A 21,409-nucleotide genomic window follows, 5' to 3' on the forward strand; every position below is an offset into this window, starting at 1 on the left:
AGATCCATTAAGTAGGGGTTGCGTCGCATGTGTGGCATCGTCGGTATCGTCGGTAAGTCGAACGTCAATCAGGCGCTGTATGACGCGCTAACCGTGCTCCAGCACCGCGGCCAGGACGCTGCCGGTATCGTGACCAGCCATGATGGCCGGTTATTCCTGCGCAAGGACAATGGCCTGGTACGTGACGTGTTCCATCAGCGTCACATGCAGCGCCTTGTCGGGCACATGGGCATTGGCCATGTGCGTTACCCGACCGCAGGCAGCTCGACTTCGGCTGAAGCTCAACCGTTTTACGTCAACTCGCCTTACGGCATCACCCTGGCGCACAACGGTAACCTGACCAACGTTGAACAGCTGGCCAAGGAGATTTACGAATCTGACCTGCGCCACGTCAACACCAACTCTGATTCGGAAGTACTGCTGAACGTGTTCGCGCACGAGCTGGCCCAGCGCGGCAAGTTGCAGCCTACCGAAGAAGATGTATTTGCTGCCGTCACTGACGTGCACAACCGTTGCGTGGGTGGTTACGCGGTCGTTGCGATGGTGACCGGTTACGGTATCGTCGGTTTCCGCGACCCGCATGGCATCCGCCCGATTGTCTTCGGTCAGCGTCACACCGACGAAGGCGTCGAGTACATGATTGCCTCCGAAAGCGTCTCCCTGGACGTGCTCGGTTTCACCCTGATTCGCGACCTCGCGCCGGGCGAAGCGGTCTACATCACTGAAGACGGCAAGCTGCACACCCGTCAGTGCGCAAACAATCCGTCCCTGACTCCGTGCATCTTCGAACACGTCTACCTGGCGCGTCCGGACTCGATCATCGACGGCGTGTCGGTCTACAAGGCCCGTCTGCGCATGGGCGAGAAACTTGCCGAGAAGATCTTGCGCGAGCGTCCGGATCACGACATCGACGTGGTCATCCCGATCCCTGACACCAGCCGCACCGCAGCGCTCGAGCTGGCGAACCACTTGGGCGTCAAGTTCCGCGAAGGCTTCGTGAAGAACCGCTACATCGGCCGGACCTTCATCATGCCGGGCCAGGCTGCACGGAAAAAATCCGTACGCCAGAAGCTCAACGCCATCGAGCTGGAATTCCGCGGCAAGAACGTGATGCTGGTGGACGACTCGATCGTACGCGGCACCACGTGCAAGCAGATCATCCAGATGGCCCGCGAAGCGGGCGCCAAGAACGTTTACTTCTGCTCTGCGGCACCGGCCGTTCGCTACCCGAACGTCTATGGCATCGACATGCCGAGCGCTCACGAGCTGATCGCGCACAACCGTTCGACCCAGGACGTGGCGGATCTGATCGGCGCTGACTGGCTGATCTATCAGGACTTGCCCGACTTGATCGAAGCAGTCGGTGGCGGCAAGATCAAGATCGAGAAGTTCGATTGCGCAGTGTTCGACGGCCAGTACGTTACCGGCGACGTCGACGAGGCTTACCTGAACAAGATCGAGCAGGCTCGCAACGATGCCTCCAAGGTCAAGACGCAGGCAGTCAGTGCGATCATTGATCTGTATAACAACTGAGTAACTACCGGCCCTGAGGGGCCGGTTTTGTATCTACTAAAAGAGCAAGGCAAGGAGTGACAGCATGAGTCAGGATTGGGATGCCGGTCGGCTGGACAGCGACCTCGACGGCGTAGCGTTCGATACCCTGGCCGTACGCGCCGGTCAGCACCGTACGCCAGAAGGCGAACACGGTGATCCGATGTTCTTTACTTCCAGTTACGTGTTCCGCACCGCTGCCGATGCGGCGGCGCGTTTTGCCGGGGAAGTTCCGGGCAACGTTTACTCGCGCTACACCAACCCGACCGTGCGTGCGTTCGAAGAGCGTATTGCCGCGCTGGAAAGCGCCGAGCAGGCCGTGGCCACCGCCACCGGCATGGCTGCGATCATGGCTGTGGTGATGAGCCTGTGCAGCGCTGGCGACCATGTGTTGGTGTCTCGTAGTGTGTTTGGCTCGACCATCAGCCTGTTCGAAAAGTACTTCAAGCGCTTTGGAATCGAAGTCGATTACGTTCCCCTGGCGGATTTGTCCGGCTGGGATGCGGCGATCAAGCCCAACACCAAATTGCTGTTCGTCGAGTCTCCGTCCAATCCGCTGGCCGAACTGGTGGATATCACTGCGTTATCGGAAATCGCTCACGCCAAAGGCGCGATGCTGGTGGTCGACAACTGTTTCTGCACCCCGGCGTTGCAGCAGCCATTGAAACTCGGTGCAGACATCGTTGTGCACTCGGCGACCAAATTCATCGACGGCCAGGGTCGTTGCATGGGCGGTGTCGTTGCCGGTCGCAGCGAGCAGATGAAGGAAGTGGTCGGCTTCTTGCGCACCGCAGGCCCAACCCTGAGTCCGTTCAACGCCTGGATCTTCCTCAAGGGTCTTGAAACCCTGAACCTGCGGATGAAGGCCCATTGTGCCAACGCCCAGCAACTGGCCGAGTGGCTGGAACAGCAGGAAGGCATCGAGAAAGTCCATTACGCCGGGCTGAAAAGCCATCCTCAGCACGAACTGGCCCAGCGCCAGCAGAAGGGCTTTGGCGCGGTCGTGAGTTTCGAAGTCAAGGGTGGCAAAGAGGGCGCCTGGCGCTTTATCGATGCGACCCGACTGATTTCCATCACGGCTAACCTCGGTGACACCAAGACCACCATCACTCACCCAAGCACCACCTCCCACGGTCGTCTGGCGCCGCAGGAGCGTGAAGCGGCGGGTATTCGTGACAGCCTGATCCGCATCGCGGTCGGCCTCGAAGACGTGACAGACCTGCAAGCCGATCTGGCGCGCGGTCTGGCTGCGCTGTGATCGAATTGTCGACGCCGGGTACTGGCACCAATGGCCGCGTCGCGCTGGTCACGGGTGCTGCGCGGGGCATCGGTCTGGGGATATCGGCCTGGCTGGTCAGCGAAGGCTGGCAAGTCGTGCTGACCGACCTGGATCGGGTCCGCGGTTCGAAAGTGGCCAAGGTGCTGGGCGAAAACGCCTGGTTCATCGCCATGGACGTATCCAACGAGGGCCAGGTGGCGTTGGGTGTGGCTGAGGTCTTGGGGCAATTCGGCCGACTTGATGCGCTGGTGTGCAATGCGGCCATTGCCGATCCGCACAACATCACGCTGGAAAGCCTCGATCTGTCTTACTGGAATCGGGTGCTGGCGGTGAATCTCAGCGGGCCGATGCTGTTGGCGAAGCACTGCGCGCCTTACCTGCGAGCTCACAGCGGGGCTATCGTCAATCTGGCCTCGACCCGTGCCGGGCAGTCGGAACCTGACACTGAGGCGTACGCGGCGAGCAAGGGAGGGCTGTTGGCCCTGACTCATGCGCTGGCAATCAGCCTTGGGCCGGAGATTCGCGTCAATGCCGTCAGTCCGGGATGGATCGATACGCGTGACCCGTCTGCCCGCCGGGCCGAACCTCTCACCGATGCCGACCATTCCCAGCATCCGGCGGGCAGGGTAGGGACGGTCGAGTACGTGGCGGCGATGGTGGCGTGGCTGCTGTCGCGCAATGCAGGGTTCGTCACGGGCCAGGAGTTCGTGGTGGATGGCGGGATGACCAAGAAGATGATTTACAGCGAGTGACAGGGCTAGTGGATGTTCCGCCGTCATCGCGAGCAGGCTCACTCCCACAGGTGCAACGCGGACTATTGTGGGAGTGAGCCTGCTCGCGATAGCGGTCTGGCCGTCACCACGCTCACCAGCCACTGACGCGATTTTGTCTTTTTCAGAAAAACTTCAATCCTGCTATTGACTTAGGTTCGCTACCTGCGTAAATTTCGCGGCCTCGGAGATGCAAACCGGGTGATTAGCTCAGCTGGGAGAGCGTCTGCCTTACAAGCAGAATGTCGGCGGTTCGATCCCGTCATCACCCACCACTTCCGAGAGTCTTGCGAAAGCAAGATGGAAGCTTTTAAAAGCCTCCACCGACGCGCAGCGGTAGTTCAGTCGGTTAGAATACCGGCCTGTCACGCCGGGGGTCGCGGGTTCGAGTCCCGTCCGCTGCGCCATATTTGCGAAGCAGGTTTTACCTGGTTCGAGATTGACAAGCCTCGAAGCTTTCAGTCAGACGAGTTACTTGGACGCAAGTCCAAAGCGATACGCAGCGGTAGTTCAGTCGGTTAGAATACCGGCCTGTCACGCCGGGGGTCGCGGGTTCGAGTCCCGTCCGCTGCGCCATATCTGCTACAAGGCCCACTGAACGCCTTGGAGCTACGAAGAAAAGCCTCAGGCTGTCTTCGAGTCGATAGCAAAGACCCTGGTCGAAAGACCGGGGTTTTTTGTGTCTGCGATTCAACGTTTTCTCCCTCCCGACCCTCCTCATCCAGCCTTTCTGCTCAACTGACACATAAAGCGCTTCCTTCGCACGGCTGACATTAATTAGAATCACTCTCATTAACGATAACTCGTTGGCACAGGGCTTCTTGAGATGAGTGATGCAGTAATGCCAGAGGAGCAATCTTTCAACGACCTCTACCGCGATCATCGTGGTTGGCTGGAAGGCTGGTTGAGACGGCGCATGAGCAATGGCCATGATGCGGCGGATCTTAGCCAGGACACCTTCGTACGCTTACTCGCCAGCTCTCAGAGCATTGCTGATCTGCAAGAACCCCGTGCCTATCTGGCAACTGTCGGCAAACGGCTCCTGACCAATTTCTACAAGCGTCGCAGCCTGGAGCAGGCCTACCTCAATGCGCTGGCCCTCTTGCCTGAGGATTGTGTGCCATCCCCCGAGCAGCGCTGGATCCTCCTGGAAACCCTGCAAGCCCTCGATGAGTTGCTCGATGGATTGCCAAGGCCGGTGCGCAGGGCGTTTCTGTGGAGTCAATTGGAGGGTTTGACATATCAGGACATCGCCGAGCGCCTGAGCGTCTCGGAGCGCACGATCAAGCGCTACATGGCCCAGGCTTATGAACATTGCCTGCTGGTGATGCTGTGATCGGCTCAGCGCCGTCGGCTGAAGCCCGCCAAGTCGTACGGGTCGCTGCACAATGGCTGGCGCTTATGGAATCCGGTTCTGCCAATGAGCGGGATCGCGCCGAACTGCAGACCTGGCGAAACAGTCATTCGAGTCACGAGCAGGCCTGGCAGAAAGCCCAAGTCCTGCGTCAGCGCTTTACCGAGCTACCGTCAGCGCTGGCAATGGCCAGTCTCGATCGACCGCAGGAAAGCCGGCGTACCGTACTCAAGCGTGCCTTGGGGGCGGTGGCATTGGTGCCGGCTGCCTGGCTGATCAGTCGACAATTACCGCTGGATGTCTGGAGTGCCGACCTGCGAACCGCGACCGGGGAAGGCAAAACGGTCCGCTTGGCCGATGGCAGCTCGCTGCAACTGAACACCGCAAGCGCCGTCGATATCGATCTGACGAATCGGTGGCTGAAACTCGTCGAGGGCGAAATAGCGCTGAGCGTTCCTGGAACCCCGCCGTTGACCGTCCAGACCCACTTCGGGCAATTAATCGTCAGTCAGGGCGAAGTGTGCGTTCGTCAGGGGCAGGCGGGTTGCAAGGTGTCAGTCCTGAAAGGGGCGGTGCGATTGCAACCGTTGCGCGGACCGGATTTCTCGTTGCAAGCCGGCCAGCAAGTCAGTCTTAAAGCGGCGGGTGCGGGCGCTATTGAACCCTTTGACGTACTCGCCCCAGGCTGGCGTGAGGGTGTACTGATGGCGCAGAACCAACCCTTGGGTGATTTTTTGCGCGAGCTCAGCAGTTATCGTCCGGGCGTGTTGCGCTGGGAGCCAGAGCTGGAATCCCTGCGCGTGACCGGCAGTTTTCGTTTGCAAGATACCGACCGAATCCTGGCGCTGCTTGCTGCCAGCCTTCCTCTGGAGGTGCATTCGCGCACACGTTATTGGGTAACGCTGCTGCCGCGCAAAAATAGTGTTTAAGGCGTGTCCCCTTTTTTCGTATCGATTGTCATTCAAGGCAAGTGAACGAACCAAGAGAACTTTTTCAATGCCTGCAGTGTTCCCGTCCAGTCCGCGTTTGGTCCCCGCCAGCCGTCGTCCGTTGTTGCACTTGAGCCTGTTGTTGAGCCTGAGTGCGTGTCCGTTGTTCATCACCGCCGGTTGGGCTGAAGACGCGTCTCGACGCAGTTATCAGGTGCCGGCAGGAAGTCTCAGTGCCGCGCTGACGCGCTTCGCCGGGTTGGCTGGCGTCAATCTGTCGGTGGACCCGACACTGGTGGGCGGGCGCAGCAGCCCTGGTCTTGCCGGCGAGTTCGCGGTGGAGGAGGGCTTCGCTCGACTGTTGCAAGGTTCCGGTTTGCAACTGCAGCCGGTGGGCGAACAAGCGTACATCCTGACCCCGGCGCCAGAAGGCAGCAGCCTGCAACTGGCGCCGACCTCGATTCTCGGTGCCACGGGTGGGGCGGACGGCGAGGTATATGCCGGCGGCCAGGTTGCGCGACGCGGTTCGCAAGGATTGCTGGGCTCGAAAGACTTCATGGAAACGCCGTTCAGCATGACCACCTATACCAGTGAGGTGATCGAAAACCAGCAGGCTCGTACCTTGGGCGACTTGATCGCCAATGATCCGTCGGTTCGCGCCACCAACCCGGCGGGTGGCCGTTATGAGCAGTTCACCATCCGTGGGCTTAGCCTGTTCAACAGTGATGTTGCCTACAACGGCCTCTACGGCGTTCTGCCCACTTATACGATCGACATGGAGATGGCCGACCGCGTCGACATCCTCAAAGGTCCTACCCAGCTCATCAACGGTATCTCGCCTCGGGGCAGTGTGGGTGGCGGCATCAACGTGGTACCCAAGCGTGCCACCGACAAGCCGATCACTTCGTTCACCGGCAGTTACGCGTCCAACAACCAGCTCGGCGGCGCCGTGGATGTCGGTCGGCGCTTTGGTGAGGATGACAAGTTCGGCATCCGCTTCAATGGCGTGAAGCAGTCCGGCGACACCGAATGGGATCACCAGAGCGTCGATCGCGACATGGCTGTGCTGGGCCTGGATTTCCGTGGCGAGCGCCTGCGGCTCTCAACGGACATCGGGCACACCGAGCGTGACACTGATGCACCGCAGGAACGCGTACAGGTTGGCGCCAATGCCCAGGTTCCGCATGCCAGCGATGTCCGCCGCAACTATGCGCAGGCCTGGAGCAAGGCGCGCACCGAAGATACGTTCGGAACAGTGAACGGCGAATTCGACGTCAGCGATTCCGTCATGTTGTACGGCGGCGTGGGCGCGCGTAAAAGCAACCATGACTTTCTCCGTCATGCCGTCTCGGTCACTAACGACGCTGGGGACTTCAGCGTTCAACCTCGCGACTTCACCCGTGATGAAAATGTCCGGACGGCCACGGCAGGGGTACGCAACTGGTTTCATACCGGTCCGGTGAGCCATGAGGTCAATCTGGCTGCCAGCTACTTCTACATGGACTTTGAAAACGGCGGTGCCCGTTACGCCTCGGCCCCCAGCAACCTTTACGACCCGGTCGAAACACCGAAGCCTGGGACCCCGACGCGATTCGATTCAAAGGTGTACACCGAGAACCGCTTCAGCGGTGTCGCGTTGTCCGACACGCTGGGCTTCTTCGATGATCGGCTGCTGCTGACACTCGGCGCCCGCTGGCAGCGAGTGAAGGTCGACGACTGGTCGGATAACATCAAAGGCGACACCGCCTATGACGAGGAAAAAGTGTCGCCATCGGGTGGCATCCTGTTCAAAGCGACCGACAAGCTCTCGTTGTATGCCAACTACATGGAAGGCCTGAGTCAGGGCAAGATCGCGCCATCGACCTCGGTGAACGAGGACGAAATCTTCCCGCCGTTCATCAGCCGCCAGGTTGAGGTCGGCGCCAAGTATGACGCGGGCCCTTTTGCCGTGACCGCCGCAGTGTTCCGGATCAAGCAACCGGCCTACGAGACCAATGCCACGACTCGCGTCTTCGGCCCGAACGGCAAGCGTCAAAACGACGGTGTTGAAGTGAGCGTGTTTGGTGAACCGCTAACAGGGTTTCGCCTGCTCGGCGGTGTCATGTACATCGACAGCGAGTTGACCAGCACCACCAATGGCACGTTTGATGGCAACCGGGCGCCTGCCACGCCGAAATACAACGTCAACCTTGGTGCCGAGTGGGATGTGCCGACCGTGCAGGGCCTGACCTTGACCAGCCGCGGGATCTATTCCAGCTCGCAGTACCTGGACCAGTCCAACAACAAGGAAATCGACTCCTGGGAGCGTTTCGACGTGGGCGCACGTTATGCGTTCCGGGTCGACGAAAAAACCATCACCCTGCGTGGCAATATCGAGAACGTAGCCGACAAGCGCTACTGGAGTTCGGCGGGCGCATCGGATGACAGCGAGCCCGGCTTGACGCTATCGACCCCGCGTACTTACCTGCTGTCGGCGACTGTTGATTTCTGAATCTCGCGACTTGTAGCAGCTGTCGAGCCTGCGAGACTGCGTTCGGCTGCGCAGCAGCCGCTATGGGTCCACTCCGTTTTTTGGGAAACCGGGGTGTCTGGTTTGACGACTGTTACGCAGCCGAACGCAGTCTCGCAGGCTCGACAGCTGCTACAAGGATCGCATTCTGCGGCACTTGCTCGCCCACACCTCAGCGTGGGCTTTTTGATCGTTAATGCGGTGCAACGCCACATGACTTTGATCTTTCGGTCAGTTTTTTGTAACTGGTTGTTTGCCGCGAGCGCATAAACCTTTAAAGTTAACCTTTCGGTCAGCTTTGCACTGTCAACACAGCCCTTTGCTTCGTCCAAAAAGGGTTCCTGCAAGACTCGAGATTCCAGAACATAACCAGAAGGGCGGGCCTATAACCGCCCAGAGGATGATCCATGTCCAACCGTGATATATCCCGGCGTTCGTTCCTTCAGGGCGGGCTGGTGGCGGGTGTGAGCGTGACGCTTACACCGCTCAGTACCCAGGCGCTGGCAGCCTTGATGGAAAACAGCGTGACCGTGCCGTCCGAGCAATGGCTCGGCAACAATGGCAAGGCGCGCTCGCGTAACGATGCCTTGTCCAAGGTCTGCGGCAGCAAAGTCTTTGCCCGCGACATCCGCGCCAAGGACATGCCGGGCTGGCCGCAGCAGCAGGGCCATGCCATGTTGCTGAAAATCACCAAAGCTGATCGCATCTACGCAGGTTACGACCTGTCGTGGCTCGGTGCTGACTTGCAGCCTGACCGCATTGTCACCGCCGCCGACCTGGACAAGGACGGCATCGTCTTCCCGGAAGAGCACGCACCTGATCCGCTATTGCCGGAAGGCAAAGTGCCGATGTTCATCGGACACCCGGTGGCGATCCTGATCTGGAACGACTTCGAGCGCTTCCGTCAGGCCAAGGCCAAACTCAAATTCAATGACAAAGCGATTCGTTATGGCGCCCAGGTGCCTTTCTACGAAGGCGACCCCTACGGCAGCTTCCGCTACGTACGCGTCGGTGGCGCGACTTCGGCGGACGAGGATGAATTTGCCAGCCTCAAGGATTCGATCCTGTTCCCGATGCTGAAAAACCGTCGGCCGGTGTGGAATTCCCAGCCGGACCTGCACGGTAACCTGACTGAACGCGGACTGTTTTACGCCGACCGCATGAAGCAGCAGATCGAAACCCCGCCTGAAAACTGGCTGGTGTTCGACGAGCGCTACAAGACCCCATCGATCGAGCCGGCCGCGATGGAACCGGACAACGGCAACGGCTGGTACGATCCTGCGACCAAGACTCTGCATTTCGTCGTCGCCACGCAGTGCCCGCTGGAAGCCGCCACCGAGACAGCGAAGATGATCGCGCCGTCGCGTTTCGGCCTGGCCAACCTGAACATGCACCCTGGCTACACAGTCGGCTACGGCTCCAAAGACCACAACATCTTCGTCTACTACGCAGCCCTTGCTGCGTTGTACGGCGCCGGTGTGCCGGTGCGTTTGGCCAATGACCGTTACGAGCAGTTCCAGAGCGGCATCAAGCGTCACCCGTTCGACATCCGCTACCAGCTGGCGGTCGACAAGATCGATCACAGCTTCAAGATTTTCCGCGCCGAGATGAGTGTCGATGGCGGCGGACGAATCAACTACAGCCCTTCAGTGGCGGCGGTAGGCGCGACGGCGGCGCAGTCGATCTATTACATGCCGCAGAACGATTTGCAGGTCACGGCCTACCATTCCCGCGCGGTTGAGGCGGGCTCGATGCGTGGTTACGGCACGCTGCAAAGCATGGCGTCCACCGAGATGATGGTCGATGAAATCGCCGGTCGTCTTGGTATCGATGCCATCGACCTGCGCAAGAAAAACGCCATGGTCTCGGGTATGAAAAACACCCAGGGCGCGGTGCCGGCGGGTGCGTTGCGCCTGCACGAGATCCTCGACAAGGCGGCCGTGCACGACGTCTGGAAAAACCGCGATGCGATCAAGCAGCAGCGCGAAGCCCAGGACCCGGACAACTGGTACGGCGTCGGTTTCGCCATCTGCCAGAAAGACTTCGGCACCGGTTCCGAAGCGCCGATGGCCAGCATCGAATTCACCGCCGAAGGCCACGTGACCCTGCGTCACATCGGTATCGAAATCGGCACGGGCATGTCCACCTCGCAAGCCCTGGTGGTGGCGGATTTCATCGGCATCCCGGCGACTGAAGTGAAGACTGGCGAAACCGAATGGAAAGAGTTGCAGCTGATCACCGGCGGCAACCCGTACATCATGAGTCAGGCTGAACAGGACGGTTTCCTGCGCAATCCGCGCTGGGTCGGCAAGTTGGCCTCGGCGTCGTCGGCGACCAACTCCGCCTATTACTTCAGCCACGCCACCCGTGAAGCAGCGCGCGTGCTGTTCAACCACGGCTTATGGCCGGCAGCGCTACAGATCTGGGGCCAGGGCCCTTACGGCGGTCAGGCCAATCCTTATGTGGTGCGCCGCGAAGACGCCCATTGGGTCGACGGCAAACTCACCGCCAACGGCATGCAGCCGCTGAGCTTTGAACAGTTGGCAAAACACGCCCACGAAAAAGGTCTGGTGACCGGCGCCACGGTGCACGGTTTCAACCGCTGGAGCTGGGCCGAGGCTGAATACAGCATCGACGGCGTGCGCGAACGTCTGCCCCTCGATGGCCTGGCCGTGAAGTACGGTGACGGCGCACCGAAGGCAAAACTGGCGCAGATGACCAGCAACGGTTTCCACCTGCTGGATCGCCAGAACGTCCATTACCCGGACACCCAGTTGAACAACGCGGCGGTGACGTACTACAGCCCGGTTGCGACGCTGGTGGAATTGAAAGTGAACAAGGGCTCCGCCGAAGTGCAGGTGCTTAACCATCACTCCTGGGTCGAGTGCGGTCGAGTGCTGGTGGAAGAGTTGGTCAAGGGGCAGCTCGAAGGCGGGATCGCGATGGGCATCGGTCACGCGTTGCTGGAAGAGATGCCGCTGTACGAAGGCGGGCCGGGGGAGGGTGACTGGAACTTCAACCGTTACCGTTTGCCGATGGCGCGTCACGTAGCTGTGTGGAACCAGACGGCCGAAATCCTGCCGCCGCTGTCGCCGAGCGACCCGTCCAAGGGCATTGCCGAAGTGGTGATGATCCCGGTGGTGGGCGCCATCGGTAACGCCGTGGCTCATGCCATCGGTAAACGTGTTCGCGATCTGCCTATCACTTCTGCACGCATCAAGGAGGCCCTCAATGGCTAACCGTCCGCTTAAACTGACTCTCAACGGTCAATCCGTCGGCCCGGTGGACATCCCTGATGACCTGCCGATGATCGACTACCTGCACGAATACAAGAACCTCACGGGCTCCCGGCTGGGTTGCGGTCAGGGCATCTGTCACGCCTGCGTGGTGATTGTCGATAACCCGGACGGCACCAGCGAAGAAGTGCGCACCTGCATCACGGGTGCGCATTATTTCGAAGGCAAGAAAGTGCGGACCATCGAGGGACACGCGACCCGCGACGAGCAGGGCAAGGTCACCGAACTGAACCCGATCCAGCAGCGCTTTGTGGATGAGTTCGCGTTCCAGTGCAGCTACTGCGCGCCAGGTTTTGTGAACGCCGCGACTGTGTTGGTGGAGAAGCTTCAGCGTCAGCCAATCGTTAAGAGCCAGCTGGAACAGGTGATCGAGGACAGCCTCGGTCACCACGTCTGCCGCTGCACCGGCTACGTGCGCTATTACAGCGCCACGCGCAACGTGCTGACCGATCTTGGCCTGGTCAAGGAGGGTTAAGCATGAAGCATCTACTTTCCCGTCTGGCGTTGGCGGTCGGTCTGGCTGCACCGGTATTGCTGGTTCATGCGGATGATCAGATCAAGCGCGGTGAATACCTCGCGCGCGCTGCCGACTGCATGGCGTGCCACACCGCACCAGGTGGTGCGCCGTATGCGGGCGGTCTGCCGATTGTCTCGCCGTTCGGCACGATCTACGGCACCAACATCACCCCGAGTAAAGAGCACGGTATCGGCCTGTACAGCGATGACGAATTCTTCGCTGCACTGACCGAAGGCAAGCGTCGCGATGGTGCGAACCTGTACCCGGCGATGCCGTATACCTCGTACCACCTGATGCCGCGTGAAGACTCTGACGCGATCCACGCGTATATGAAAACGATCGAACCGATCGAGCGTGCGGCACCGGTCACCAGCCTGAGCTTTCCGTTCAACGTGCGCCTGGGGCTGATGGGCTGGAACATGCTCTATGGCAAGGACGTAAAACTGTTGCCCACCGAGGGCAAAAGCGAAGCGTTCAAGCGTGGCCAGTACATGGTTGACGTCCTCGGTCACTGTGGCGAATGCCACACGCCGCGCGGGTTGCCCGGCGCGATGCAACAGGACAAGCGCATGACCGGTGGTCTGCTCAATGGTTATCTGGCACCGAGCCTGCTGGCCAATGACCTGGCGGCGCGCGGCTGGAATCACCAGGACCTGAGTTCGTTTCTCAAGCACGGGATGAGCGCCCAGGGCACGATGTTCAACGAGATGTTCCCGGTGTTCCACAACAGCACCCAAGGCCTCACGGACCCGGACCTGGCGGCGATGGCGACTTACCTGCTCGGCGATCAACCGCCGGCAGCGAAGGTACTGACCGACGTACCGTTGGACAAACTCAGCGCCAGCGCCCAGCGCGGTCGTCAGGAATACCTGAACGTCTGCGCCGGTTGCCATGCCGTAGAGGGCGAGGGCAAGCCGCACATCGCGGTGGCCATGCGCGGTAATACCACCTTGCGCCTGGAAGATCCGCGCAACCTGTTGCGGGTGATCGAGGACGGGATTGGCGAACAGCAGTTCGTCGGCTTCGAGCGCATGCAACCGATGCCGGGCTTTGCCGACAAACTCAGCCAGGAACAGCTGGCCGATCTGCTCAATTACCTGCGTCAAGGTTGGGGTGGGCAAACCGGTGATCTGGCCGTCAGTGACGTGCAGAAGCTGCAAGCGCAAGCCCCTTTGGCCGAGCATAAGGCGCACTGATATGCAGCATCTCGATCTGCAAGTGGTGAGACGGGCGCTTGATTGGTCGGCGGCCGGTCAATGCGTGTGGCTGTGCACGGTGCTCGCCACCTACGGTTCGGCGCCTCGTGCGCCTGGCTCACTGCTGGCGGTGAACGCTGACGGACAATGGATCGGTTCGTTGTCGGGCGGCTGTGTCGAGGAAGACTTTCTCGAACGGGTCGCCGAGGGCGCATTTTCTGAGCCGGTCAATGTGGTGCGTTATGGCGAAGGCGATGATCCGCGCTCCCGGGTCAGCTTGCCCTGTGGCGGGATACTTGACGTGCTGGTGGAAAAGCTTGAGCCGGAGTGTGAGGTTCAGGCCCATCTACGCGAGCTTGAGTCGGCATTGTTGGGTCAGCGTCGGCTGATCCGCGAGGTCGATCTGGTCAGCGGTGCGCGCAGTCTGTTTGCCGATCGCGAGCAGGGTGTGCGCATCGAGCGTGAAGTCGATCGGGTTCGTGTGCGGATCGGGGCAGCTCAGCGATTGTTGCTGGCGGGTTACTCCAGCGTTGCTCAGGCGTGCGCGGAGTTTGCCGTCGGGCTGGGTTTCGAAGTGATTCTCTGCGATCCCCGGGACGAGGTGCTGGAAGGCGTGGTGCTGGAAAACGTCGACATTCGCCGGCAACTGCCCTCGGTGTTTATTGCCGATGGCGGATGCCACAGCGATACGGCGGTGGTGGCGCTGACCCACGACCCGCGTATCGATGATTTGGCGATGATGGAAGCGGTACGCACCGATGCGTTTTACATCGGCGTGATGGGGTCGATGCAGACGTCGCAAAAGCGCTTCGAGCGGTTGCGGCGCATTGGTGGACTGGGGGATGCCGAACTGTCGCGGATTCATGCGCCGATCGGGCTGAACCTGGGCAGCAAAACACCTGCTGAAATTGCCTTGGCGGTGCTCGCCGACATCCTGCGCATCCGCAGCGGAATTGCACGGGATCGGCTCTGACGACCTTCTCGACGGCGCTTGTGAAAGCGCCGGTTACATCAATGAATGACAAGCCTGTCAGAAACCGAACTTATCCCGCAGGCCGTAATACCAGGCCCCTAGCGCAGCGAACGGTGTGCGCAACAATTGGCCGCCAGGGAACGGGTAGTGCGGCAGATCCGCAAACGCATCAAAACGCTCGGCCTGACCGCGCAACGCTTCGGCCAGCACCTTGCCCGCCAGGTGCGTATAAGTCACGCCGTGGCCGCTGCAACCCTGGGAGTAGTAGATGTTGTCGCCCAACCGTCCCACCTGGGGCAGGCGCGACAGGGTGAGCAGGAAATTGCCGGTCCACGCGTAATCAATCTTCACGTCCTTGAGTTGCGGGAATGCCTTTGAGCATCTTCGGCCGAATGATCGCCTCGATGTTCGCCGGATCCCGCGCGCCATAGACTACGCCGCCACCGAAAATCAGGCGTTTGTCGCCCGTCAGACGGTAATAATCAAGCAGGTAGTTGCAGTCTTCGACACAGTAATCCTGAGGTAGCAAGCTGCTCGCCAAAGCCTCGCCCAACGGTTCGGTCGTAATGACCTGGGTACCGCAAGAGATCGATTTGGCCGCCAGTTCCGGCACCAGATTGCCGAGATAGGCGTTGCCCGCCACGATGATGAATTTGGCCCTTACCTTGCCCTGTGGCGTATGCACCACCGGATTCGCGCCACGCTCGATGCGTACCGCTGGCGACTGCTCATAAATCGTCCCGCCAAGTGACTCGACGGCTGCCGCTTCGCCCAGCGCCAGATTCAGCGGATGGATATGTCCACCACTCATGTCGAGCATGCCGCCGACATACTGATCGCAAGCCACTACTTCACGGATGCGTTTTTGATCCATCAGCTCGAGTTGCGTGTGGCCGAAACGTTCCCATAAACGCTTCTGGGATTCCAGGTGACCCATCTGCTTGGCGGTGACGGCTGCAAACACGCCACCGTCTTTCAGGTCGCACTGGATATTATAGGTGGCAACCCGCTCGCGAATGATCCGCCCGCCCTCGAACGCCATCTGACCCAGCAGTTGAGCCTGCTTGGGGCCGACACTGCGTTCGATCACATCGATGTCGCGACTGTAACTGTTAACAATCTGACCACCGTTGCGGCCCGACGCCCCAAAACCCACCTTGGCGGCTTCCAGCACCGTAACCTTGAACCCGCTCTCGAGCAAAAACAGGGCAGAAGACAACCCGGTGTAGCCGGCGCCAATCACACAGACGTCAGTCTCTACATCGTTCTGCAATGCCGGACGCGGAGGAACCGCACACGCCGATGCGGCGTAATAGGACTCTGGGTAGGGGGTGTTCGCCATCCTGCTGCCTCTGTGTTTAATATATTTTACGAGCGCTTCGATCCTACCCGAGTTAAAAATCGACCGCCAGCCACCGTAAAATCTTCTTCACGGTCGCGAAATTAAATATTTTGCATATTCATAGGGTTAGCTCGAAAAAAGGTGTTGACACCCTTTCGGAATTCCGTAGAATGCCGCCTCACAGCAGGCACGTAGCTCAGTTGGTTAGAGCACCACCTTGACATGGTGGGGGTCGTTGGTTCGAGTCCAATCGCGCCTACCAAACAAAATCCGCTCTGCTGGGCGGTCTAGAAGGGCTCACCGAAAGGTGGGCCCTTTTTTGTTGTCTGCGATTTGAATAACTTTTGCAAAACCTCAGTCGCGACGCCAGCGCGGCGCCTTTCTCCAAGTTCTTGATTTTGTTTTCATCGTGCCCGTTTTGTAGTGCTATCTGCATGCCTCATCAATGCCTGGATGTATTCCTGTGGGAATTTCTGCGGCACATAAAGCCATGCCCCTAAAGCGCGAATCTCGAAAAGCGGGATGCTCGCCGGCTGGCATGTTGTCGTAGACGTGAGCGTATTCCTGGTCTTGCTGAACTCTTGGTCAGGTAGCGCGGGGTTGCCAACGTCAAATGATCTTGGCGTCGATCTGCTCCCGCTGGCGGGTCTTGGACTTGGAGTAGATGAGATTCGCGGGCTACATGCGCCGCAATGTTGCCTGCTCCAACGCGCTGACCAAAGGGCTGGCGCACCGATTGCAACTGGTACCAAGCAAGGGCCCGCGGAATGACGTGTGAAAAGCCCTATGACGCGGTAGGCGGCTGAGCGGTATCGCTGACGTTCATCCCTGGTTCAAGTTCGCACGCTTTCACGCGGGCGGTGTCGATCAGAGAAGAGTAGTAACTGTCAGATCGTGTTGTCCTCGCCAGTTCGGCCAGGGCGCCCTCAGGCGAACTGAAAAATCCAGTCTGACTAAAATCCTGGCTTGCACAGTCGAACTGAAAGGCGCGATAGGACGTGAATTCTGGACCGCTTCTTTTCACCACTACATTGCGAACAGGCGAGTCGCCCATCACTCTGTCGATGGAGTATGCGGCGTAGTAATCGTCTGCGGCAGAAAGGGTATTGGCGGAATAAGTAACGGCGGCGAACAGAAGCGTGGCAAAGACTGCTGATGATTTCATTGCGCTCTTCCCTGACGAGGTTTCTAAGCTGAGACTGGTCAGCGACAGCATTGTAGAGCTGAAATATGACGAAACGGAATCGGTAAATGAGAAGAAATATCAGCTTATGTGTGTCGGCCGCCGAACGGTCATCATGGTCGCGTCATGCCTTGCTGATCTCTTTGGTTAGCTAGTCCGGGTTAACATTTCAAGTATCAGGTGAGCCCATGACAGCCAGGCAGTCTGACTGGAGGCGATCCGTCACGCTTTCTATCAGCCCCTCGCTCAGCGGGTGGCCTCTGAGGCATGAAAATTAAATCAAATTCGGGCTAATTTACCGGGAGGCGCAATCATGAATATGCTAATCAGACAGGCCGTCTTGAGCGATATCGAATGGTTGGTTCGTCTGGATCCTTTGGCGGCGGAAGAAAGTGGTCGCCGGGCATACATCGAGAAGGCAGTAGAGCAGTGCGAATGCCTGGTTGCATGTGAAAGAAGCAAACCTGATGTCCCGATTGGTTATGGATGCCTGGAAAAATGCTTTTTTGGGGAATGGTTCATAACCCTGGTAGTTGTTTCCAGCGCTCACCGACGTTCTGGGGTTGCCACGCAAATCATCACTCACTTGGAACATGGCGCCTCTGCAAAAAAAATCTTCACTTCTACCAACCTGTCGAATGTGGCCATGCAGCAGCTGTTGGTGCAGATTGGATTTGAATCCAGCGGCAGAATAGAGAACCTTGATCCAGGAGACCCAGAGCTCATCTTTGTGAAGTTTTTTGACAGTTAAACTTGGTGTTCTCTTGTTGAATTGAGCCTGCGTTTTAAGATGAAGCCAATTGCCCACCTAAGTTAGCTCAAGTCGCTCTAGCGCATAATCCTTACCCGCCAAGGTAAGCATATAGATGGTGGAGCCAAACGTACCCCGCGTCACATCCCGCTTCACAAGGCGTTTGACTTCCAGTTGCTTTAGACCCGATTCAACTTCCAGCGTGCTGAGTGAAACGAGTTTGCAAACCGAGTCAAAATTTGCAATTTTTCTGAAGTTCGCGTGATAGGCCAACGCTTCCATCAGTATCGTTTCGTTGTCTGTCAGCTGGGGAAACTGAGGGTTGTTTTTTTTGTAAACTCTTCGCTCTATCTCATGTAATTCGCCATACGCACGTTCAGTCGCGCGGGTGTAGTAAATTGCCACCGACAGAGAAACGATCAAAGGCGCGATCATCAGCAGCAGCCAGTTCGGCACTGGTGTTTCCAGCGAAAGCCAATCCCAGACACCTGACAGCCATCCCTCGGCATCTGTAAACAATTTCAAGTCGAAGTGAGTATCGAGCAGCTTTGTGACAACCCAAGCGACAAACAAGCCTCCGGCCGAGTAGGCCGTAGCCTTGAAAGCAAGAGGGGATCGCATGCCTTCTGCTGCCATGCTTTTCATCTCAGGTTGGGAGAGTTGGCATTATGAGCATAGCAGTGGAAGAGAGGCTCTCAAGCCATTGCACAGGCGGTGCCGATGACTTTTCGTCGGGCCTCTGCCGATGTTGCTTGGTCGTCTAATTACTCAGACTTGCTTCGCACTATCCTTCCTGCCTTAACCTCATCCGCGTAGAGACTGATTATTGCTTGCTGATCCTTCAGTAATGCCGAAATCTTGCCAAGCGCAATGGCTTCCTCAGGCGATTTGCCTCGGCCTGCCATGCTGCTCAACTCTGTCGCGCACCAGCCGATGATCGCGGTCGCATCTTCAAGGTCAAAAAACAGCTCTTGTTGGGCTGTTCTTGGGCCATCGAGCCCTTGTATTAGATCTGGCAACTGTTTGTCCGTCCGTTCGCGTCGCGGCTTTTAATGAGCCTGTGGTCGTTTTCAATGAAGCGTCTTAACCCTGCGACTCTCGCCAATCCTGATCCGGTCCAGCGCCCGATTTAGAGAGTCCAGCGCATCCAACAGGGCTTTCGCCTCGATTTCTCGGCCCTCTCCCCAAAGGCGCTCAGCCATTTTGTTCAAGGCCTGGATAGCTCTCTCAATTTCAGCGGCAGTTACTGCCACTGTACTGTTCACCTGTTTCTTCGGCATGCATCAACCCTTTCGCTGGACTCTCCGTATCTGTTTTTCGCACCGTTGGGGGTTCAGGCTATCAGTTCAACTTTACCGGTTGCCAAACGATAGATACCTCCCACTATTTTCAGTTTGCCTTTTGCGAGCGCGTCGGTCAGCAGGGGTGAGGCTTTTGTGAGGTGCTCGACCGAGTCTTTGACATTCTGCGCGGTCGCGTTTTCCACGATATCTCCGGGTTGCTTGATCACTGTCTCAATCGAGGATTTGAGAGCGTCAGTCAGTTTCGGGATGTGCCCCGGGAACACCGTTTGATCTTTAACAGCTTTTATGCCCGCTTCTATGGCGCCGCAGCGCTCATGCCCCAGCACCAGAATGAGTGGGGTTCCCAGCACGGCAACACCGTATTCAATACTAGCCAGGCCCTCGGCAGTGACAAAGTTGCCAGCGACGCGTACGGCGAAAAGATCACCTCGCGCGGTGTCGAAGGCGTACTCGGGTGCAATGCGCGAGTCAGAGCAACTCAGCACTGCCACGAACGGGTTCTGGCCGGAGACCAGCGCTTCGCGTTCGTCCTTGAAGTCGTGTGTCACTGAGTTACCGCTGACGTACCGATCATTTCCCTCCATTAACCGCTTAATCGCTTCATCCGGGTTGATGACGTTTTTCGGTTTTGGGGGGGCTGAAGGAATTGCCGCGGCCTGAATGCTTCGGTTGGGCAATATACCTGCAAGTAGCAGGGCGCCGGCCCCTAATCCGGCAAGGCGCAGAAAGTGGCGGCGCCCAGTGAGTTTTGCAGCAGGTTTCGGATCACATGGCTCACACATGATTATGTGTACTCGGTTCAGTGCGGTGGGAACAAGGGCTGTTGTATTTTGCCTGCAGGAACTTGTCGCACTGGCGTGTTGGAGTCCAGCGAGTCGCTGTAACGCCATGTATTTCTTCGGCTGCGCAGTCAGCCCGTTGAATTAAACCTGGCAGACGGCGACTACCAGAGCGGGTGCGCTACATCGTTTGATGGGCTACTACTGACAGACCGATTCAATTCGTCCTGCAAGGAGTATCTAGATGCTGACCCACTGGTTTCTGGCTGCAATACATCTGATAGCGTTTGGATTGGGTTTTTGGGCTGTGCTGTCGCGCGGTACGGCGTTCAGACGCTTGTCTGCGGGTATGGGGGAGGCTCGAAGCGTATTGAACGCGGATAACTTTTGGGGGATCTGCGCGGTCATTCTGCTTGTTACTGGCGGGATAAGAGCGTTTGGCGGGTATGAAAAGGGCACTGACTACTATCTTCAACAGCCACTTTTCCATTTGAAAATGACTTTATTTGTACTGATTTTGCTATTGGAAGTAGCGCCGATGGTGACGCTGATCAAGTGGCGGATTGCATTGGCGAAAGGCAGGGCTATCGATGACCGTCGTGCAAAGCTGTTTGCGCGAATCAGCCATGTCGAGGCGATGCTGGTGTTGCTGATGGTTGTAGCGGCCACGGGCATGGCGCGAGGGGTGGCATGAGGTTAGTCGGGGGCACAGCAGTCACGTTGCGCTTGAATCTTAGCCAGCCGTGGTTCGGAATGCGAACGGGCTGGCTACTGACTGCTGCGGAACTCAGTTTTGCGGTTTGTCCGGAGCGGTCAAACCAGCCTGAATGCGCTGGTAGATCTCCTCGCGGTGCACCGCAACGTCCTTCGGGGCGTTGATTCCAATCCTGACTTGCTGGCCGCTGACGCCGAGGATGGTGATCGTAATGTCATCGCCAATATTTATGCTTTCACCGACTTTGCGGGTGAGTATCAGCATGGTCTTCTCCTTGATTGCTTTGTAGGGCACCTGATTCGAACAGTGCAGAGGTCGGTGGTACGTATAGATTAGTGCGAAGTCTCACAGTTTGGGTGCCTCTTTCTGACGCGCAGATGCTGCATTAATTCCCAAGGCGTAACTATACAGAGGCCGCAACCATCATTCTCGTTGTTTTACGGCCATTTTGCGGCCCTAAAGAACTATTCATGAATGTTAAAATCCCGGCTTTTAGCCTTCAGAGGGAAGCGTCGTGCGCAAATTGGTCTTGGTAATCGCGGTACTGGCGTTAGCGGGATGCGGGGAAGGCAAGCGCGTTGAAGGGCAAAAGCCCCAGTCGGCGGTGTCGACCGCGCCGGTGACGGCTCCTTCACAGCAGTGGGATCTGGAAGTGCGGGGCGAAATTACCCAGGCAGTCAGCGATCTGAGTGGCTGGCTGATCGAACACAGTTTTGTTGCCAATGTCGTCAAGGAAAATGGCAAGACCCGCATTCTGATGGGACCTTTCAATTCGAAAGCGGAGGCCGAGGCCAAACAGGCAGAGGTCGCCGCTGCGCTCACCCGGGCGAAGAAGCAGAACATTCAACTGTTGGTGGTGGAGCATATGGCCGCGCAGTAACAGGCTTACGCCGGCACCGTTGGGCTGAAAAGTCTTAAAGGAATTGGGCGGTGACACGTTTCCAAACGTAGTCACTCTCGA

Annotated in this window: 19 protein-coding genes, 4 tRNA genes and 1 pseudogene; 17 read left to right on the forward strand and 7 right to left on the reverse strand. The window is 58.2% G+C overall.

The annotated features are described in order from the left end of the window. Nucleotides 1–27 precede the first annotated feature (27 nt). The 13 genes from purF (at nucleotide 28) to ACA063_RS10010 (ending at nucleotide 14,374) form a co-directional block, all read left to right on the forward strand. On the forward strand, nucleotides 28–1,533 hold the full coding sequence (gene purF / locus ACA063_RS09950; RefSeq protein ID WP_497665699.1) for an amidophosphoribosyltransferase: 1,506 nt from the start codon (nucleotides 28–30) through the stop codon (nucleotides 1,531–1,533). Nucleotides 1,534–1,597: 64 nt separating this feature from the next. Then, complete coding sequence (locus ACA063_RS09955; protein ID WP_497665700.1) at nucleotides 1,598–2,809, forward strand: O-succinylhomoserine sulfhydrylase; 1,212 nt, start codon at nucleotides 1,598–1,600, stop codon at nucleotides 2,807–2,809. Further along, complete coding sequence (locus ACA063_RS09960) at nucleotides 2,806–3,582, forward strand: SDR family oxidoreductase (RefSeq protein ID WP_497665701.1); 777 nt, start codon at nucleotides 2,806–2,808, stop codon at nucleotides 3,580–3,582. The genes ACA063_RS09955 and ACA063_RS09960 overlap by 4 nt, the downstream gene beginning before the upstream one ends. Nucleotides 3,583–3,799: 217 nt before the next feature. Then, nucleotides 3,800–3,875: transfer RNA gene (locus tag ACA063_RS09965), tRNA-Val, on the forward strand. 55 nt (nucleotides 3,876–3,930) lie between these two features. After that, a tRNA-Asp gene (locus ACA063_RS09970) sits at nucleotides 3,931–4,007 on the forward strand. 92 nt (nucleotides 4,008–4,099) lie between these two features. After that, nucleotides 4,100–4,176: transfer RNA gene (locus tag ACA063_RS09975), tRNA-Asp, on the forward strand. 250 nt (nucleotides 4,177–4,426) lie between these two features. Beyond that, nucleotides 4,427–4,936, forward strand: a complete 510-nt coding sequence (locus ACA063_RS09980) for a sigma-70 family RNA polymerase sigma factor (RefSeq protein ID WP_497665702.1) — start codon at nucleotides 4,427–4,429, stop codon at nucleotides 4,934–4,936. Continuing rightward, a complete protein-coding gene (locus ACA063_RS09985) occupies nucleotides 4,933–5,883 on the forward strand; it encodes a FecR domain-containing protein (RefSeq protein WP_497665703.1) in 951 nt (316 codons plus the stop codon). The genes ACA063_RS09980 and ACA063_RS09985 overlap by 4 nt, the downstream gene beginning before the upstream one ends. A 67-nt stretch (nucleotides 5,884–5,950) precedes the next feature. After that, nucleotides 5,951–8,374: a TonB-dependent siderophore receptor gene (locus tag ACA063_RS09990; protein WP_497665704.1), complete on the forward strand. Its 2,424-nt coding sequence runs from the start codon at nucleotides 5,951–5,953 to the stop codon at nucleotides 8,372–8,374. Nucleotides 8,375–8,799: 425 nt separating this feature from the next. Beyond that, complete coding sequence (locus ACA063_RS09995) at nucleotides 8,800–11,631, forward strand: xanthine dehydrogenase family protein molybdopterin-binding subunit (RefSeq protein ID WP_497665705.1); 2,832 nt, start codon at nucleotides 8,800–8,802, stop codon at nucleotides 11,629–11,631. After that, the gene (locus ACA063_RS10000; RefSeq protein WP_497665706.1) at nucleotides 11,624–12,163 is read left to right on the forward strand and encodes a (2Fe-2S)-binding protein; all 540 of its coding nucleotides are present in this window, start codon (nucleotides 11,624–11,626) and stop codon (nucleotides 12,161–12,163) included. Before ACA063_RS09995 ends, ACA063_RS10000 begins: the two co-directional genes overlap by 8 nt. 2 nt (nucleotides 12,164–12,165) lie before the next feature. Further along, complete coding sequence (locus ACA063_RS10005; protein ID WP_497665707.1) at nucleotides 12,166–13,401, forward strand: c-type cytochrome; 1,236 nt, start codon at nucleotides 12,166–12,168, stop codon at nucleotides 13,399–13,401. A gap of 1 nt (nucleotide 13,402) precedes the next feature. Beyond that, nucleotides 13,403–14,374, forward strand: a complete 972-nt coding sequence (locus tag ACA063_RS10010) for an XdhC family protein (RefSeq protein WP_497665708.1) — start codon at nucleotides 13,403–13,405, stop codon at nucleotides 14,372–14,374. 57 nt (nucleotides 14,375–14,431) lie between these two features. On the opposite strand, the pseudogene ACA063_RS10015 reads toward ACA063_RS10010, so the two are convergent. Next, a pseudogene (locus ACA063_RS10015) lies at nucleotides 14,432–15,716 on the reverse strand (NAD(P)/FAD-dependent oxidoreductase). A 185-nt stretch (nucleotides 15,717–15,901) separates the two neighbouring features. On the opposite strand from ACA063_RS10015, the gene ACA063_RS10020 reads away from it, so the two are divergent. Beyond that, nucleotides 15,902–15,978, forward strand: a tRNA-Val gene (locus tag ACA063_RS10020). Between the two features lie 522 nt (nucleotides 15,979–16,500). On the opposite strand, the gene ACA063_RS10025 is transcribed toward ACA063_RS10020, so the two are convergent. Next, nucleotides 16,501–16,881: a hypothetical protein gene (locus ACA063_RS10025; protein WP_497665709.1), complete on the reverse strand. Its 381-nt coding sequence runs from the start codon at nucleotides 16,879–16,881 to the stop codon at nucleotides 16,501–16,503. A 331-nt stretch (nucleotides 16,882–17,212) separates the two neighbouring features. On the opposite strand from ACA063_RS10025, the gene ACA063_RS10030 reads away from it, so the two are divergent. Next, nucleotides 17,213–17,650: a GNAT family N-acetyltransferase gene (locus ACA063_RS10030; RefSeq protein ID WP_497665710.1), complete on the forward strand. Its 438-nt coding sequence runs from the start codon at nucleotides 17,213–17,215 to the stop codon at nucleotides 17,648–17,650. A gap of 57 nt (nucleotides 17,651–17,707) precedes the next feature. Here ACA063_RS10030 and ACA063_RS10035 read toward each other — a convergent pair whose 3' ends face one another. The 4 genes from ACA063_RS10035 to ACA063_RS10050 all read right to left on the reverse strand — a co-directional run bounded on the left by ACA063_RS10035 (nucleotide 17,708) and on the right by ACA063_RS10050 (nucleotide 19,736). Continuing rightward, the gene (locus ACA063_RS10035) at nucleotides 17,708–18,286 is read right to left on the reverse strand and encodes a hypothetical protein (RefSeq protein WP_497665711.1); all 579 of its coding nucleotides are present in this window, start codon (nucleotides 18,284–18,286) and stop codon (nucleotides 17,708–17,710) included. 128 nt (nucleotides 18,287–18,414) lie between these two features. Beyond that, nucleotides 18,415–18,669, reverse strand: a complete 255-nt coding sequence (locus ACA063_RS10040) for a hypothetical protein (RefSeq protein WP_497665712.1) — start codon at nucleotides 18,667–18,669, stop codon at nucleotides 18,415–18,417. A 51-nt stretch (nucleotides 18,670–18,720) separates the two neighbouring features. Continuing rightward, nucleotides 18,721–18,930: a hypothetical protein gene (locus ACA063_RS10045; RefSeq protein WP_497665713.1), complete on the reverse strand. Its 210-nt coding sequence runs from the start codon at nucleotides 18,928–18,930 to the stop codon at nucleotides 18,721–18,723. Between the two features lie 53 nt (nucleotides 18,931–18,983). Beyond that, nucleotides 18,984–19,736, reverse strand: a complete 753-nt coding sequence (locus ACA063_RS10050; protein ID WP_497665714.1) for a carbonic anhydrase — start codon at nucleotides 19,734–19,736, stop codon at nucleotides 18,984–18,986. A gap of 241 nt (nucleotides 19,737–19,977) precedes the next feature. Here ACA063_RS10050 and ACA063_RS10055 point away from each other — a divergent pair, with 241 nt between their 5' ends. After that, nucleotides 19,978–20,427 (forward strand): DUF2214 family protein, encoded by a 450-nt coding sequence (locus ACA063_RS10055; RefSeq protein WP_497665715.1) that lies wholly within the window; start codon nucleotides 19,978–19,980, stop codon nucleotides 20,425–20,427. A 93-nt stretch (nucleotides 20,428–20,520) separates the two neighbouring features. Here the strand turns inward: ACA063_RS10055 and csrA are convergent, their stop codons facing one another. Beyond that, entirely contained in the window at nucleotides 20,521–20,712 is a 192-nt protein-coding gene (gene csrA / locus ACA063_RS10060; protein WP_045057924.1) for a carbon storage regulator CsrA, read from the reverse strand. 250 nt (nucleotides 20,713–20,962) lie between these two features. On the opposite strand from csrA, the gene ACA063_RS10065 reads away from it, so the two are divergent. After that, on the forward strand, nucleotides 20,963–21,328 hold the full coding sequence (locus tag ACA063_RS10065; RefSeq protein WP_497665716.1) for an SPOR domain-containing protein: 366 nt from the start codon (nucleotides 20,963–20,965) through the stop codon (nucleotides 21,326–21,328). Nucleotides 21,329–21,409: the final 81 nt, after the last annotated feature.

It is taken from the genome of Pseudomonas sp. LBUM1643, from assembly GCF_059716215.1.